Annotated in this window: 11 protein-coding genes; 1 reads left to right on the top strand and 10 read right to left on the bottom strand. The window is 68.4% G+C overall.

The genetic code is table 11. The annotated features are described in order from the left end of the window. Positions 1–7 precede the first annotated feature (7 nt). From ACGH7X_RS25460 to ACGH7X_RS25415, 10 genes are all read right to left on the bottom strand, one after another. Positions 8–1,024, bottom strand: a complete 1,017-nt coding sequence (locus ACGH7X_RS25460; protein ID WP_399888343.1) for an ABC transporter permease — start codon at positions 1,022–1,024, stop codon at positions 8–10. Beyond that, positions 1,017–1,940 carry an ABC transporter permease gene (locus ACGH7X_RS25455; RefSeq protein ID WP_399888340.1) on the bottom strand — a complete coding sequence of 308 codons (924 nt, stop codon included), beginning with the start codon at positions 1,938–1,940 and terminating at the stop codon, positions 1,017–1,019. Before ACGH7X_RS25455 ends, ACGH7X_RS25460 begins: the two co-directional genes overlap by 8 nt. A gap of 9 nt (positions 1,941–1,949) precedes the next feature. Then, positions 1,950–3,590, bottom strand: coding sequence for an ABC transporter substrate-binding protein (locus tag ACGH7X_RS25450; protein WP_399888337.1), 1,641 nt, complete (start codon positions 3,588–3,590; stop codon positions 1,950–1,952). Between the two features lie 242 nt (positions 3,591–3,832). Next, positions 3,833–4,978: an ABC transporter ATP-binding protein gene (locus ACGH7X_RS25445; RefSeq protein WP_399888334.1), complete on the bottom strand. Its 1,146-nt coding sequence runs from the start codon at positions 4,976–4,978 to the stop codon at positions 3,833–3,835. A gap of 27 nt (positions 4,979–5,005) precedes the next feature. Further along, positions 5,006–6,067, bottom strand: a complete 1,062-nt coding sequence (locus ACGH7X_RS25440) for an ABC transporter ATP-binding protein (RefSeq protein WP_399888331.1) — start codon at positions 6,065–6,067, stop codon at positions 5,006–5,008. 10 nt (positions 6,068–6,077) lie between these two features. Then, positions 6,078–7,055 carry an ABC transporter permease gene (locus ACGH7X_RS25435; protein ID WP_399888328.1) on the bottom strand — a complete coding sequence of 326 codons (978 nt, stop codon included), beginning with the start codon at positions 7,053–7,055 and terminating at the stop codon, positions 6,078–6,080. A gap of 114 nt (positions 7,056–7,169) precedes the next feature. Continuing rightward, a complete protein-coding gene (locus tag ACGH7X_RS25430; RefSeq protein ID WP_399888325.1) occupies positions 7,170–8,972 on the bottom strand; it encodes an ABC transporter substrate-binding protein in 1,803 nt (600 codons plus the stop codon). Positions 8,973–9,086: 114 nt separating this feature from the next. Next, positions 9,087–10,118 carry an ABC transporter permease gene (locus ACGH7X_RS25425; protein ID WP_399888322.1) on the bottom strand — a complete coding sequence of 344 codons (1,032 nt, stop codon included), beginning with the start codon at positions 10,116–10,118 and terminating at the stop codon, positions 9,087–9,089. Between the two features lie 930 nt (positions 10,119–11,048). Next, complete coding sequence (gene typA, locus ACGH7X_RS25420) at positions 11,049–12,956, bottom strand: translational GTPase TypA (protein WP_399888319.1); 1,908 nt, start codon at positions 12,954–12,956, stop codon at positions 11,049–11,051. 176 nt (positions 12,957–13,132) lie between these two features. Beyond that, positions 13,133–15,376, bottom strand: coding sequence for an ABC transporter family substrate-binding protein (locus ACGH7X_RS25415; protein ID WP_399888317.1), 2,244 nt, complete (start codon positions 15,374–15,376; stop codon positions 13,133–13,135). 334 nt (positions 15,377–15,710) lie between these two features. On the opposite strand from ACGH7X_RS25415, the gene ACGH7X_RS25410 reads away from it, so the two are divergent. Then, positions 15,711–16,001: a hypothetical protein gene (locus tag ACGH7X_RS25410; RefSeq protein ID WP_399888314.1), complete on the top strand. Its 291-nt coding sequence runs from the start codon at positions 15,711–15,713 to the stop codon at positions 15,999–16,001. Positions 16,002–16,004 lie beyond the last annotated feature (3 nt).

Raw genomic sequence — 16,004 nt, 5'->3', positions numbered from 1 at the left:
CGGCGGCTCACCTCAGCTTCGGGTCGAGGGCGTCGCGCACCGCGTCGCCGAGCATGATGAACGCCAGCACCGTGATGGCGAGCGCCCCGGACGGCCACAGCAGCGCGTGCGGGGCGTTGCGGACGTAGGGGGCGGCGGCGGAGATGTCGATGCCCCAGGACACGCTGGGCGGCTTCAGGCCGACGCCGAGGAAGGACAGGGTCGCCTCCAGGGAGATGTACGTGCCGAGCGCGATGGTCGCCACGACGATGACGGGTGCGATCGCGTTGGGCGCGATGTGGCGGAGCAGGAGCCGGGAGTTGGAGGCGCCGAGGGCACGCGCGGCCTGGACGTAGTCGTTCTGTTTGGCGGTGATGACGGAACCGCGGGCGATGCGGGAGAGCTGCGGCCAGCCGAGCAGCACGATGAAGCCGATGACCGGCCAGACGGTGTTGCTGGTGATGACGGAGAGCAGGACGAGACCGCCGAGGACGACCGGGATGGCGAAGAAGACGTCGGTGATCCGGGACAGGACCGCGTCCCCCGCGCCGCCGAAGAACCCGGCGAGCCCGCCGAGGACGCTGCCGAGGACGGCGACGCCGAGCGTGGCGAGGATGCCGACCGCCACGGAGGTGCGGGCGCCGTAGACGGTGCGGGTGTAGACGTCGCAGCCCTGGCCGTTGAAGCCGAAGGGGTGGCCGGACTGGGAGCCCTCCTGGGCCTTGGCTAGGTCGCACTTCAGCGGGCTGCCGGAGGCGATCAGGGACGGCCACAGGGAGATGACGATCAGGAAGAGGATCACCAGGGCGGAGATGATGAAGACGGGGTTGCGGCGCAGGTCGTGCCAGGCGTCGGACCACAGGCTGCGCGGCTTGTCCCGCGGGTCGCCCCCGTCCGGTCCCGGCGGCTCCTCCAGCGTGAGGGCCTCGCTCGCGCCCAGGTCCATCGTGCCGCCCATGCCGGTGCCGGCGATACTGCCGCCTTCTGGGGGACGACCCCCGGACCCCCGCAGATGTTCGGGGTCGTAGGACTCCTGTTCAGGCATAGCGGATCCTCGGGTCGAGTACGGCATACAGGAGGTCGACGACGAGGTTGGCGACGAGGAAGACGAGGACCAGGACGGTGACGAAGCCCACCACGGTCTGGGTGTTCTGGCGCAGGATGCCCTGGTAGAGCTGGTAGCCGACGCCGTGGATGTTGAAGATCCGCTCGGTGACGATGGCGCCGCCCATCAGCGCGCCGATGTCGGTGCCGATGAAGGTGACGACGGGGATGAGGGAGTTGCGCAGCAGGTGCCGGGTGATGACCCGGTGGCGCGGCAGGCCCTTGGCGATGGCGGTGCGGACGTAGTCGGAGCGCCGGTTCTCCGCGATGGAGGTGCGGGTCAGCCGGGTGACGTACGCCAGGGAGACCGAGGCGAGCACCAGGCCCGGGACGATCAGCTCGCCGAAGAGCGCGTCGGAGGAGACGGCCGGGTCGATCCAGCCCCACTTGACGCCGAGCAGCAGCTGGAGCAGCAGGCCGGTGACGAAGGTGGGGACGGAGATGACGACCAGGGTGAGCAGCAGGACCCCGGTGTCGACGGGGCGGCCGCGGCGCAGGCCGGTGACGACGCCGAGGATGATGCCGACGACGATCTCGAAGAGGATCGCCACGATCGTCAGGCGGATGGTGACCGGGAACGCCGTCCCCATCAGTTCGGTGACCGGCTGGCCGTTGAACGCGGTGCCGAAGTCGCCGGTGAAGACGTTGCCCATGTAGGTCAGGTATTGCTGCCACACGGGCTTGTCGAGGCCGAACTCCCTTCTCAGCTGGGCGGCCGTCGCCGGGTCGCACTCCCGGTCGCCGCACAGGCCCGCGATGGGATCGCCCATCACGTTGACCATCAGGAAGATCAGCAGCGTGGCCCCGATGAAGACCGGGATCATCTGGAGCAGCCGCCGGACGACATAGCGTCCCATGGCGCCTCCTCAGCCGACCTTGATCTCGTTGTAGACCGGGACGCTGAACGGGTTGAGCTTCACGTTGGAGAGCCGGTCCGAGTAGCCGGCGCTGCCGTTCTGGTACCAGAGCGGGATGGCGCCCATGTCGTCCCTGAGGACCTCCTCGGCCTGCTGGAAGAGGCCGACGGCCTTGGCCGTGTCCGTCTCGGCGTTCGCCTGGTCGACGAGGTCGTCGAACTTCTTGTTGGACCACTTGCCGTCGTTGGAGGAGGCGTTGGTGTAGTAGAGCGGCTGGAGGAAGTTCTGGATGAGCGGGTAGTCCATCTGCCAGCCGGCCCGGAAGGGGCCGCTCATCTTCTTGTCGGTGATCTGGTTGCGGAAGTCGGCGAAGGTGCCGACCGGGTTGCCGGCGCAGGCGCGGTCGTTGTCCAGGGCGTTGTTGATGGAGTTGCAGACCGCGTCGACCCACTGCCCGTGGGAGCCGGTGTCGGCGTTGTAGGTGATCTTGACCTGGCCGCCGGGCAGTCCGCCGCCCTCCTTGACCAGCTTCTTGGCTTCCTCGGGGTTGTACTCGCAGGCGTCCCCGCACAGCCCCGCCTTGTAGCCACCGTCCTCGCCGAGGACGGGTGAGGTCCAGTCGGTGGCCGGGGTGCGGGTGTCCTGGAAGATCGTGTCGGTGATCTGCTTGCGGTCGATCGCCATGGACAGGCCCTTGCGGACCTTCTCGGAGCCGGACTTGTTCCAGTCGTTGTCGTAGAACGGGAAGGCGAGGGTCTGGATGATGCCGGCGGGGGTGTTGATGTACCGGTCGCCGAGGTCGTTCTTGACGTTCTTGAGCTGGGCGGCGGGGACGTCGTCGACGAGGTCGAGGTTGCCGGCGATCAGGTCGGTGTAGGCGGTGTTGTTGTCGGTGTAGACCTTGAGGTCCACGCCCCCGTTCTGGGCCTTGTCGTCACCCGGGTACTCCTCCCACTTGCGCAGGGACATCTGCGAGCCGCGGGTGTAGTTGTCGACCTGGTACGGGCCGTTGCCGATCGGCTTCTTCAGCCAGGCGTCGTGGTCGTCGAAGAACGCCTTGGGCAGCGGGGCGAAGGCCGGGTAGCCGAGGGTGTCGGGGAACGTCGAGAACTTCTGGCTGAGCTTGACGGTGAAGGTGCGGGGGCCGGTGACCTTCAGCCCGGAGAGCGTGTCGGCGCTCTGCTCGCCCCCGTCCCCCCCGTCTTCGGGGTGCACCTTGTCGTAGCCGTCGATGTACGCGAAGAAGTACGCGTTGCGCTGGTTGTTCTTGAGGCTCGCGCCGTAGTTCCAGGCGTCCACGAAGGACTGCGCGGTGATCTTCTCGCCGTTGCTGAAGGTCCAGCCGTCCTTGACGGTGACGGTGAAGTTCTGCGAGTCGGAGGTGTCGATCTTCTCGGCGAGCATGTTCTGCGCCTCGCCGGTCTCGGGGTCGTACTTCTTCAGCCCCCGGAAGATCATGTCCAGCACCTTGCCGCCCTGCACCTCGTTGGTGTTGGCCGGCTCCAGTGGGTTCTGGGGATCGCCCCAGGAGGAGCTGAGCACCGCGCCGCTGTCCCCGCCGCTGTCCCCGCCCCCGCCTCCGCAGGCCGTCGCCGCGAGGGCTACCGCCGCCGCGCAGGCGGCCCATCTGGCGTGCGTGGCTCCGCGCATGGAGTGCCTCCTCGTGCCCTGACTCTTCCGCTGGTCCGTTCCCGGCCAGCTTCCGGGGGCGTACGGCGCGGCGCACACCCGTACGGTCCGTACGGGTTGCGGATGTCCTCCGGACGGGTGCCGGGGGCGGGAGGGCGGGGCGAGGAGCGGGGGGAGCGAGCGGGCGAGGAGCGGGGTCGGGTTCCGGCATGCCGGAGGGCGGCGGCGGAAGTCTTCCTTCCGCCGCCGCCCTCCGGTTCGGCTCAGCCCTTCGAGACCGCGGCGCCGCCGTCGGCGTCGTCCTCCAGCGCCTTCAGGCCCGGGTCCATGACGATGTCCTGGGCCCTGGCCTCCGTCGTGGGGTCCTCCGGGAAGTGGCAGGCCGTCAGGTGGCCCTCACGGTTGCCGGAGAGCTGCACGAGGGGCGGCTCCTGGGTCGCGCACTTGTCCTGCGCCTTCCAGCACCGGGTGCGGAACCGGCAGCCGGAGGGCGGCGAGATCGGCGAGGGCACGTCGCCCTCGAGCCGGATCCGCTCCCTCTTGTCGGCGTCGATGTCCGCCTCGGGCACGGCCGACAGGAGGGCGTGCGTGTACGGGTGACGGGGGCGCTCGTAGAGCGAGTCGCGGTCCGCGATCTCCACGACCTTGCCCAGGTACATCACCGCGACGCGCTGCGAGAAGTGCCGCACGATCGCCAGGTCGTGGGCGATGAAGACGAAGGCGATCCCCATCTCCCGCTGCACCTCCTGCAGCAGGTTCACCACCTGGGCCTGAATCGACACGTCGAGGGCCGAGACCGGCTCGTCGGCGACGATCAGCTTCGGCTGGAGGGCGACGGCACGGGCGACGCCGATGCGCTGGCGCTGGCCGCCGGAGAACTCGTGCGGGAAGCGGTTGTAGTGCTCCGGGTTGAGACCGACGATCTCCAGGAGCTCGCGGACGCGCTTCTCCCGGCCGCCGGGCGGGTTGATCCCGTTGATCTCCATCGGGCCCGAGATGATCGTGCCGACGGTCTGCCGCGGGTTCAGCGACGCGTACGGGTCCTGGAAGATCATCTGGATCTCGGACCTGATCGGCGCCAGCTGTCGCCGGTTGGCGCGGGTGATGTCCTGGCCCTTGTACTCGATGACGCCCTGGGTGGGCTCGTACAGGCGGGTCAGCAGCCGGCCGGTGGTCGACTTGCCGCAGCCGGACTCGCCGACGAGGCCGAGGCTCTCGCCCGGGTAGACCTCGAGGTCGACGCCGTCGACGGCCTTGACGTGGCCGACGGTGCGTTTGATCGGGAAGCCGCCCTTGATCGGGAAGTGCTTCGTCAGACCGCTGACCTTGAGGAGCGGTGTGCCGTCGCCGTCCCGCTGCTGCGGGAAGGAGTCGGCGACCGCCGTGGTGGTCTTGCTCTTGTCGCTCATGGTGATGCCCCAGTCGCCGGTTTCCGCTCAGCCCAGCCGGGGCTGAATCTTGTCGATGAACACCTGCTGCCGCTGGTCTCCCGTCAGGTGACAGGCGGCGGCGCGTCCCTGGGGAAGCACCGGACGCTCGCCCGAGCAACGGCCGCCGGACACCAGGTCGGTGAAGCCGCACCGCGGGTGGAACGCGCATCCCGAGGGCGGGTTCATCAGGGAGGGCGGCGATCCCGGGATCGGCATCAGCGGCTCGTTGACGTCGGACGAGAGGTTCGGCATCGAGCCCAGCAGTCCCCAGGTGTACGGGTGCTGGGGCGCCTTGAGCACCTCGCGCACCGTGCCCCGCTCGACGGCCCGGCCCGCGTACATGACCATGATGTCGTCGGCCATGTTGCCGACCACGCCCAGGTCGTGGGTGATCATGATGATCGCGGAGCCGAACTCCTGCTGGAGGTCCTTGAGCAGGTCGAGGATCTGCGCCTGCACGGTCACGTCGAGCGCCGTGGTCGGCTCGTCGGCGATGAGCAGGTCCGGGTTGCAGGAGAGCGCCATGGCGATCATGGCTCGCTGCCGCATACCGCCGGAGAACTGGTGCGGGTAGTCGTCGACCCGCTGCTGCGGGTGCGGGATGCCGACCTTCTGGAGCAGGTCGATGGCGCGCACCCGGGCGTCCCGCTTGGACGCGCCGTTGTGCTTCATGAACGGCTCGGCGATCTGCCGGCCGACCGTGTAGTACGGCGACAGCGCGGTGAGCGCGTCCTGGAAGATCATCGCCATCTTCTTGCCGCGCAGCTTCTCCAGCTGCTTCTCACTGGCGTCGGTCAGCTCCTGGCCGTCCAGCGTGATCGATCCGTCGACGGCGGTCTTGCGGCGGTCGTGCAGGCCGAGGACGGCCAGGTTGGTCACCGACTTGCCGGAGCCGGACTCGCCGACGATGCCGAGGGTCTTCCCTCGCTCCAGGTCGAAGGAGAGTCCGTCCACCGCCTTGACGACGCCGCCCTCGGTGGAGAAGTGGACCTTGAGGTCGCGCACCGAGAGAAACGCGTCCCCCGCGGCGGCGGCCGGGGCCTCTTCGGGCTTGGTCTGAGTGGTCACGGTGGTTCTCCTAGGACAGGCGCACGCGCGGGTCGATGACGGCGTACATGGCGTCCACGATCAGGTTGAAGAAGATGATGAGCGCGGCACTGACCAGCATGACGCCCATCAGCATCGGCAGGTCCTTGTTGGTGACGGAGTCCAGCGCGAGCCGGCCGATACCGGCCAGGCCGAACGTCAGCTCGGTCACCATGCCGCCGCCCATGAGCGAGGACAGGTCGATGCCGAGGATGGTGACGATGGGGACGAGGGAGCCGCGCCAGGCGTAGCGGAAGAAGGTGTAGTTGCCCGACATGCCCTTGGCGCGGGCCGCCTTCACATGCTCTTCCTGGAGTTGCTCGATCATCGACGAGCGGCCCATCCGGGTGTATTGGGCAGTGAAGATGGTCGCCATGACCAGCCATGGGATCAGCAGACCCATGAACCAGCCGCCCAGGTCCTCGGAGAACGGCACGTACTTCGGCTTCTCGAGCCAGCCGGTGCTGTAGACGAAGAGGAGCAGCACGAGCGGGCCGAGGAAGTAGATCTGCAGGGAGCTGATGATCAGCGAACCCGAGGTGAACACCTTGTCGACCCAGGAGCCGCGGTACTTGGCGGCCAGCAGGCCGGCGCCGAGGCCGACGATGAGGAAGACGATCAGGCTGCCGACGGTCAGCGAGACGGTCAGCGGGAAGCGGTCGAGGATCGTGTCCCAGACGTTCTGGTTGTTGGCGAAGGAGACGCCGAAGCAGGGGGCGTCGCAGTGCCCGACGGCGAAGTCACGGCCGGCGAAGATGCCGACCAGGAAGTTCCAGTACTGGACGGTGACCGGCTGGTCGAGGCCCAGGTTCTTGTGGATGATCTCCAGCGCGTCCGGAGTGCAGTTCTTGCCACAGGCCAGCAGGGCCGGGTCCTGCGGGATCGCGAAGAACATGAAGAAGGTGAAGGCACTGATCAACACCAGGATCAGCACCGCGCCGAAGGACCGGCGAATGAGGAATTGAAGCATGGCAGACAGCTGCTCTCAGGACTGCGGCAGTCGGATGGGGAGGGCTGGAGGGGATCCGGGCCCGGTGGTGGGCGCTCCGCCGCGCGCCCACCACCGGTTTCCCGACCGAACGGACTACTTCTTGAGGAAGACCCGGGTCACGTCCACGTAGCTCGAGTCGGAGCTGTAGCGGATGCCGCCGATGTTCGAACCGAAGATCTGGAAGACCTTCGTGTAGTAGATCGGGGCGGCCGGGTTGACCTCCTTGGAGATGTACTCGTTCAGCTCGGCCCAGGCCTTGGTGGCCTCCTCCGTGTCCGTGATCTGCTGGATGCGCTTGATCTCGGAGTTCACGTGGTCGTCGTTGATGTGCGAGTAGTTCGACGCGCCGTCCTGGATCTGCGTCCCGTCGTACACCGGCGGGATGACCGTGGAGGCGGACGGCCAGTCCTGGCCCCAGCCGGTCATGTACAGGTCGTAGCCGTTCTTGACCTTGCCGACCTGCTCGTACCAGGTGGCGGAGTCGATCTCCTTCTTCTGGATGTCGAGACCGATCTTTTCCAGCGCGTCGGCGATCAGGACGGCCTGCTGCTGACGGACCGGCGTGTTGCCGTAGGCGTAGACGAGGCTCTTGCCCTCGAAGCCGCCTTCCTTGATCAGCTTCTTGGCGGCCTCGATGTCACCGTTGGGCTTCTTGAGACGGTTGAACGGGTCGAACTTGCCGTCGTAGCCCGGGGTCGTGGGCGACATCAGCGAGTTGGCGACCTCACCGCCGTAGGCACCGCCGTCGGCCTTGAAGACCGCCTGGGAGGGCAGCGCCAGGGTGATCGCGTCACGGAGCTTCTTGTCCTTGATGCGGTCCAGGTTGAAGTTGAGCTGCCACACGTAGGGGGCGTAGCCCTGGATCGTGCGGTTCTGCATCGCCTGCTTGTCGCCGACGACCTTCTGCAGCTGCGTGGTGGCGACCTGGCCCGTGAACATCATGGCGTTCTTGGCGCCACCCTGGTCGGCGAGGAGGGTCTTGGTCTGGTCCTCGTCGTCGTGGTTCATCTCGATGTTGAAGCCGTCGACGTACTGGTGACGCACCGAGTCGGACTTCGGGTCCCACTGGGCGTTCTTGACCAGCTTCATCGACTTGCCCGGCTTGAAGTCGGCGATCTTGTACGGACCGACCGCCACGGGGGCGTTGTCGTACTTCGCCTTGGTGTCCGTCTCCTCCGGCACGACGCTGTAACCGGGCATGGTCAGCATCTGCGGGACGTCGGGGCGGGCGGTCTTGAAGTGGAAGACGATCGTCTTCTCGTCCGGCGTCTCCAGGACGTTGTCGGGCAGGTGCTTGCCCTTGTCCGGACCCGCGTAGGCGTCGCGGTAGGTGGTGCCGTCACCGGACAGCCACTGCTGGAGGAAGGTCGGGCCGTCGGTGATGTAGTTGGAGTACAGGCGCTCGACCGTGTTGCGGATGTCCGCCGCGTTGATCGGGTTCCCGTTCGCGTCCTTCAGGTTGTCCTTGAGGGTGTACGTCCAGGTCTTGCCGCCGTCGGACGCCTTGCCGGCGTCGGTGGCGAGGTCGCCCACGACGGTCAGGTTGCCGTTCTCGTCCTCGTCGTACTGGGTCAGACCGCGGAAGATGAGACGGCTGAGCAGCTTGCCGTCCGAGACGTAGATCTGGCCCGGGTCCAGGTGGGAGAAGTCCGCCTCCTGGTAGACGGTCGCGACGCCGCCCGGCTGGGCACCCTCGACGTCGGGGGCCGGGCCGGTGGACGCCTGCGCGTCACCGATCTGGACCGGCTTCGACTGCGACTTGGCGTCCTCTTTCTGCTTGCTGTTGTCCTTGGACGAGCCGCCGCTGTCGCCGCCACCGCAGGCGGTGAGGGTCAGGGCGCCTGCCGCGACCGCGACTATGGCGGCCGTGGCGGTGCGGTTACGGAGAATGCTCATAGGGACGAATCCACCTGCCTGTGAGTAGTGAGCACTGCTGGTACGTGGCCGGGACCGGGCTGAGCGGCACCGAACCGGCCGGGCGAGATGTGGGGGGCGTGTTTCCCCTGGACCTCAGCGGTTTCCCTTGGGGTCGAAGGCGTCCCGCACCGAGTCACCGAGGAGGTTGAAGGACACGATGAAGATCACCATGGCCACTCCGGGGAAGAGCATGTAGTACGGATCCTGCTCCACGATGTTGGCGCCGATGGCGAACATCCGTCCCCAGTCCGGGGTGGGCTCGACGTATCCCACGCCCACGAAGGACAGGAAGGCGATGTTCAGGATGGTGCTCGGCAGCGTGAGCGTCGCCTGTACCAGCGTCGGGGTGACGATGTTGGGCAGCAGTTCCTTGCGGATGATGCGCCAGGGCGAGGCCCCGGAGATGCGCGCCGCCTCGATGAACTCCCGGTCGCGCAGGGACATCGTGGCGCCCCGGACGATGCGGGACATGCTCATCCAGCCCAGGAAGGCCAGCACGATGATGATCGCGCAGGCACGCACATAGGTGGGCGTCTCCTTGTCGGGGGCGACGAACACCGTGGTGATGACGGGCATCGCGGCGACGAAGAACAGCTGGCTGGGCAGGGCCATGAAGAAGTCGGTGATCCGGCCGAGCCAGTAGTCGATCTTCCCGCCGAAGTAGCCGCCGGCGAGGCCGATCAGGACACCCAGCACCGTCATGATGATGGTCGCCGCCAGCGCGGTGGCCATCGAGTTGCGCATCCCGTACAGCAGCTGGGTGAACACGTCGCGGCCCAGGCCCGGTTCGATGCCGAACCAGAAGTCGCCGTCGATGCCGCCGAAGGGCGCGGCGGGCATCGTGAACATGTCCAGGAGGTCGGGGTTCTCCTGCCCGTACAGCGTGTACGGGTCCTTGCCGTAGACCTTCGAGATCAGCGGCGCCGCCGCGGCGATCACGAAGAAGAACAGGACGACGAAGGCAGAGATCACACCGGCCCGGTCGCGCTTGAAGCGCGCCCACATCAACTGTCCGGGCTTGCGCCCTTCCGGCTCCTTGGGCTTCGGGGCGTCACCTTGCGGCGCGCTCTCTTTGTCCAAGACGGAAGAGGCTTCAGCACCCTCAATCTCGATTGGACTCGTCATGATTCGTCCATTTCACAGGTTGGAGGTCGTCGGGAGTGCACGGGGCCGACGGCCTTCGCACGGCGTACGTCTTTTCGCAGCGCGCGAGGGGAACAACGACGGAGGGGCGACACCGCCCCCGGAGAACCCTGGCTCGCGGTCGGAACTACCGACCGACGGCACACGACGTCAAGGAAGTTCGCGACGCCGGGCCGCTGCCGTATCAACCGTGACGGCACTGAACGCACCCGCGGGGCCTACACCTGCCATCGGGGACGACACGACCCATATGGCGCTTGTGGCACCTCGCATGGGTTCCTCCTCATGAATCCGCTGGTTCACCGCAAAGAGGAGCACGCGACACATTCCGGCCACCGGCCGGTGATGAGATCGTCGGACACCCTCACGCTCGCGAGCCTGCGCCCCGTCAGCGCGTGACCCGTTTATCCGAGCTCTACGCGCCTAACTATCTGCCATCCTCCGGGGAACGAACCACTGGTTCGAGGTCTCGGTTCGATCACAGATAGGGGCCAGATCTTTCAAAATCCGGACAAAGGGTTTGGTACGAGATCGCTGCGAAACGGACTTGTTACACATCTAACGGAGGTGACCGTCCGTATACCGGACGTCTCCGCGACAGAAATTGATTGCGCGTAGCGTGCACTCGGTGCAAGCTGACCCGCAGGTCTGTCTCGCGTCCGGCACATCCGTCGGCGCCGGCCGCGGAGCCCCCGGATGCGGCGGCCCGCCGGCGCTCCGGGCGGAGTGCTCCCGCGCAGGTTAGTGCGGGCGGGACCGCCCGGCGCGGGCCCGCCGGCAAATCTAGGGTTTTCCCTATACGTGCGCCGTGAACGAGCCGTGCGCGCGCCGCACCCGCGCCCCCATCACGCCGGACGGCGCCGGACACCACGTCAACCGTGGTGTCCGGCGCCGTCCGTGTCCCGCGGCGGGTCAGCCGTGCTTGGCGCGGCTCGCGGCGCGGGCGCGCTCGCGGGCGTCCAGGTTCACCTTGCGGATGCGCACCGCCTCCGGGGTCACCTCGACGCACTCGTCGTCGCGGCAGAACTCCAGCGACTGCTCCAGCGACAGCTTGCGCGGCGGGACGATCGCCTCGAACGAATCGGCCGCGGCCGACCGCATGTTGGTGAGCTTCTTCTCCTTGGTGATGTTCACGTCCATGTCGTCGGCGCGGGAGTTCTCGCCGACGATCATGCCCTCGTACACCTCGGTGCCGGGGTCCGTGAAGAGCACCCCGCGCTCCTGGAGGTTGGTCATCGCGAACGCGGTGACGGCGCCGGAGCGGTCGGCGACCAGCGAGCCGTTGTTACGGGTCGTGAGGGTGCCGAACCAGGGCTCGTGGCCCTCGTGGATGGAGTGGGCGATGCCGGTGCCGCGGGTCTGGGTGAGGAACTCCGTCCGGAATCCGATCAGGCCGCGGGAGGGGACCACGAACTCCATCCGGACCCAGCCGGAGCCGTGGTTGGACATGTTGTCCATCCGGCCCTTGCGCACGCCCATGACCTGCGTGACCGCGCCCATGTGCTCCTCGGGCACGTCGACCGTCATGCGCTCGACGGGCTCGTACGTCTTGCCCTCGACGTCCTTGGTGACGACCTGGGGCTTGCCGATGGTCAGCTCGAAGCCCTCGCGGCGCATCTGCTCGACCAGGATGGCCAGCGCCAGCTCACCGCGGCCCTGTACCTCCCAGGCGTCCGGACGCTCGGTGTCCAGGACGCGGAGCGAGACGTTGCCGATCAGCTCGCGGTCCAGGCGGTCCTTGACCTGGCGGGCGGTGACCTTGCGGTCCTTGACGGCCGCCTTGTTGTCCGCGCCCTTGCCGGTGGCGCCGCGGCCGACCAGCGGGGAGGTGTTGGTGCCGATGGTCATGGAGATCGCGGGCTCGTCCACCGTGATCAGCGGCAGCGGGACCGGGTTCTCCTGGTCGGCCAGGGTCTCGCCGATCATGATGTCCGGGATGCCGGCGACCGCGCAGATGTCACCGGGGCCGGCCTTCTCGGCGGGCTTGCGGGTGAGCGCCTCGGTCATCATCAGCTCGGAGATCCGCACGTTCTGCACGGACCCGTCGCGCTTCATCCAGGTGACCGTCTGGCCCTTCTTCAGCTCGCCCTGGTGGACGCGGAGCAGGGCGATGCGGCCGAGGAAGTTGTCGGCGTCCAGGTTGGTCACGTGCGCCTGGAGCGGGGCACCCTCGTCGTAGGTCGGAGCCGGGATGTAGTCCAGGATCGTCGAGAAGAACGGCTCCAGGCTGGTGGAGTCGGAGGGGACCGTGCCGTCCTCGGGCTTGGTGAGGGAGGCGACGCCGTCCCGGCCGCACGCGTAGACGATCGGGAACTCGATCTGCTCCTCGTCGGCGTCCAGGTCGAGGAAGAGGTCGTACGTCTCGTTGACCACCTCGTCGATGCGGGCGTCCGGGCGGTCCGTCTTGTTGATGCAGAGGATGATCGGCAGCCGCTGGCTCAGCGCCTTGCGCAGCACGAAGCGGGTCTGCGGCAGCGGGCCCTCGGAGGCGTCCACGAGCAGCACGACACCGTCGACCATCGACAGACCGCGCTCGACCTCGCCGCCGAAGTCGGCGTGGCCGGGGGTGTCGATGATGTTGATGGTGATGACGTCGCCGCCATCCTTCGGGTGGTACTTCACCGCCGTGTTCTTGGCGAGGATCGTGATGCCCTTCTCACGCTCCAGGTCGTTCGAGTCCATCATGCGGTCGTCGACGCCTTCGAGCTGGTGCGCGGCGAAGGCGCCGGCCTGCTTCAGCATGCCGTCGACGATGGTGGTCTTGCCGTGGTCGACGTGGGCGACGATGGCGACGTTGCGGATGTCGTGGCGCGTGGCCATAAGAGGCGTACTCCCGGAGGGTGTGTGGACGGCCCTCGCGGACGTCCGTGTCACGCGGGCCTGCCGGGCGGTACATGCCACGGCCTCACCCAATGGTACGGGGCTCCGGGGGCTGCGGTTTGCCGGGTACGGCCCGCCCGGACCGGAAAGGCCCGGTCCGGGCAGGTCGGGAGGGGTCAGGACGAGGGCGAGGTGGACGGCCTGGAGCCCTGGGCGCCCTTCTTCAGGAAGCCCATGTCCTCGTAGACCGGCGTCTCGAAACCGAAGGCTCCCGCGTTGGCGAGGTTCTTGCGGGCCGCCATCAGCTGGGGGCGCTGGTAGAGCGGGATGGAGCCGGCCGCCGCCCAGATCCGGGAGTCGGCCTTGCGCAGCAGGTCACGGGCCTCCTTCTGGTCCAGGGTGCCCATGGCCCGGTCGAAGAGCTGGTCGACCTGGTCGGTGCCGACCCGGGTGTAGTTCTGCGCGACGTTCAGGGAGCCGTCGGCGGCCGGGACGGGCTTGGCGTAGATGGGCCGGGCGTCGGTGGCGGGGAAGGCGGAGGCGGGCCAGGAGTAGAGCGCCAGGTCGTACTCGCCGGAGGCGATGTGGTCCTTGAAGTAGCTCTCGTCCGGCACCTTGGTGATCTCGGTGCCGATGCCGATCTCCTTCAGCATGTCCGAGACGCGGTCCGCCACGGTGCGCAGCGCGTCGGACCCGGGACCGGAGGGGAGGACGAAGCGCAGGGTGAGGGCCTTGCCGTCCTTGGCGAGCGGGGCCGTCACCGAACCGGCCGGGGCCGCGGTGCCCTTGGGCGCGTAGGCGCCGGGTGCGCCGCCCTGCGCGGTGTTCTTGCCGCTGCTGTGCTTCTCGCCGCTCTCCTGGTCGGTGCCGGGGTTCTTCTCGTCCTCGCCGACGATGTACGTGCCGTCGTCGCCCTCGGACTTCTTCTCGTCCTTTGCGTCCTTCTCTTCTTTGTCGCTCTTCTCGCCCTTGTCCTTCTCGGCGCCGGCCGCCTTCTCCTCCTCCGTCTTCTTCACCGGGCCGCCGGGGACCCACCCGGCGTCCGCGAGCAGGGCCCGGGCCTCCTTGGCGTTCTGCTCGCCGAGTGCGCCGCTGCCGTCGGCGTAGGCGGGCTGGCCGGACAGCGCGAGGTGGCTGCCGACGGGTTCGGCGGGCAGGCCCAGCGGCTTCAGCACCGCCTCGGCCAGCTTCTCGCGGTCCAGGGCGCGGGCCACGGCCCGGCGGACGCGTTCGTCGGCGAGCGGGCCCTCGGCGCCGTTGAGGGCGAGCTGGGTGTAGGCGGGCTCCAGCGACTTGCGGACCTCGAAGCCGCTCAGGGCCTTCTGCCGGCGTTCGAGCTTCGCCTGAGCCTCGCGCCGCTTCTCGCGGGCGAGGACCTCCTCCTCGGCGGCGTCCTCGTCGGAGCCGTTGGCGATGGCCCAGGAGCGCAGCGCCTGGGCGGCGGACCTGCCCTGCGGGCCCTGGGCCGGTGCGCCGCCCGAGCCCGCGGCCGGGGTGCCGGACGGGCCCATGAGCGGGGTGCCGGTGGCGGCGTCCCGGGGGCCGGCGGCCAGGGTGACCTGCTCGGCGGTGTCGGGGTCGATCTCCGCCAGGTCGAGCTTGCCGGCGACCAGCTCGGAGACCCGCTTGTCGCGGGGGACGGCGCGCAGCACGATCTGGTCCAGCTTCGCCGGCTCGCCCCACCAGCGCGGGCTGCCGGCGAGGACGACCTGGTCGGCCTTGGTGTCGACCTTCTTCACGGCGAAGGGGCCCGCGGTGACCTCGAGCGCACGCCGCGCGCCGTCGTTGAAGGCGTCGGGGGTGCCCATGACGTCCTTCGGGTACAGCGGCGTGAACAGGGCCTGCCAGTCGGCGTAGGGACGGCTGAAGGTGACCTTGACCTCCAGGTCGCTCGCGCCGCGCTCGATCTTCTCGATGCGGTCGTACCCGGCGTTGCGGGCGGTCCAGTAGGCGCTGTCCTTGCCGGACAGGGCGCGCCACTGGGCGGCGAAGTCCGCGGCGCCGATCTCCCGGCCGTCGCTCCACACCGCCTGCTGGTTCAGCTTGTAGACGACGACCTGCTTGGGCTCGGTGTCGACGACCTCGGCGGACTCCAGGTAGTCGGGGTTGCGCACCGGGCGGCCCGTCTCGTCCATCCGGTACATCGAGGGCAGCACGGCCTGCGCGACGCGGGTGGTGGTGGCGTCGGCGTCCGACTGGAAGGCGTTCAGCGTGTCCGGTACGGAGTCCACGGCCCAGCGCAGGGTGCCGCCGTCGGAGATCCGGGCGCGGGCCGCGGCGGCGACGTCCTGCTCGGCCAGCGGCTTGCCCGACGGGTCCTTCGAGGTGCAGCCGGCCAGCGCGGGGACCGCGAGGACGCCCGCGGTGAGGAAGGCGACCGAGCGCATGACCGCGCGCGGTGCGACGCCGACGTGGGACATCTCTGCTACCTCCGGAAGGCCGCGGTCATGGTGATCGCTCGGGTCGGCATATGCGTTATACGCCTGATATGCGGTATTCAAGTTGATCATTTGTATCCGGACGGGGATGCGGCCACTGAAGAGGAAACGGTTCGGCGACGCCGGGAGACACGGCGACGGCGGTACGCAAGGCCACCCGTGCGGCGCAACGCCACCCGCGGTGCACCGATACGCCCCGGCCAATCGCTGCACATCCCTTCACAGCGACAGGTGTGACGCGCGACACTCTCAGGCGCATGAACGTCGCCACCCAGAGCCGGCCCCGTGCCGTGTCCGACGGAAGTGAGGTCACGTCATGTCCGTGCACGACGACCTGTCATCGATGCAGCGCAGCCTGGACGAGCTGACGCGGACGGTGACCCGGCTGGAACAGCGGCTGGGCAGCGGCGGCCTGGACGTCCGCCGGGTCCGCACCGACGCCGAACACCTGCGCGAGAGCGTCGCGCTGCTGCGGGCGGCGGAAGCCGCGCCGGACGCCCCCAAGCGTCCGGACCTCGTCCCGATCCCCGACACGCCGTACGACGGCTCCCTGTGGACGGACTCGGACGACGAGGGCCTCGGCGCCCGCGACCGCCGCGCTCCCTAGAAC

Source organism: Streptomyces sp. BBFR51 (genome assembly GCF_044591655.1).
In the GTDB taxonomy this organism is placed as follows: Bacteria; Actinomycetota; Actinomycetes; order Streptomycetales; family Streptomycetaceae; genus Streptomyces.
The sequence above is the reverse complement of the archived record's forward strand: the minus strand, read 5'-3'. Positions and strand labels throughout refer to the sequence as shown.

Coding starts and splice junctions, on each gene's coding strand:
- ACGH7X_RS25460 (WP_399888343.1), bottom strand. CDS start 1,024: ATGCCTGAACAGGAGTCCTACGACCCCGAACATCTGCGGGGGTCCGGG.
- ACGH7X_RS25455 (WP_399888340.1), bottom strand. CDS start 1,940: ATGGGACGCTATGTCGTCCGGCGGCTGCTCCAGATGATCCCGGTCTTC.
- ACGH7X_RS25450 (WP_399888337.1), bottom strand. CDS start 3,590: ATGCGCGGAGCCACGCACGCCAGATGGGCCGCCTGCGCGGCGGCGGTA.
- ACGH7X_RS25445 (WP_399888334.1), bottom strand. CDS start 4,978: ATGAGCGACAAGAGCAAGACCACCACGGCGGTCGCCGACTCCTTCCCG.
- ACGH7X_RS25435 (WP_399888328.1), bottom strand. CDS start 7,055: ATGCTTCAATTCCTCATTCGCCGGTCCTTCGGCGCGGTGCTGATCCTG.
- ACGH7X_RS25430 (WP_399888325.1), bottom strand. CDS start 8,972: ATGAGCATTCTCCGTAACCGCACCGCCACGGCCGCCATAGTCGCGGTC.
- ACGH7X_RS25425 (WP_399888322.1), bottom strand. CDS start 10,118: ATGACGAGTCCAATCGAGATTGAGGGTGCTGAAGCCTCTTCCGTCTTG.
- typA (WP_399888319.1), bottom strand. CDS start 12,956: ATGGCCACGCGCCACGACATCCGCAACGTCGCCATCGTCGCCCACGTC.
- ACGH7X_RS25415 (WP_399888317.1), bottom strand. CDS start 15,376: ATGTCCCACGTCGGCGTCGCACCGCGCGCGGTCATGCGCTCGGTCGCC.
- ACGH7X_RS25410 (WP_399888314.1), top strand. CDS start 15,711: ATGTCCGTGCACGACGACCTGTCATCGATGCAGCGCAGCCTGGACGAG.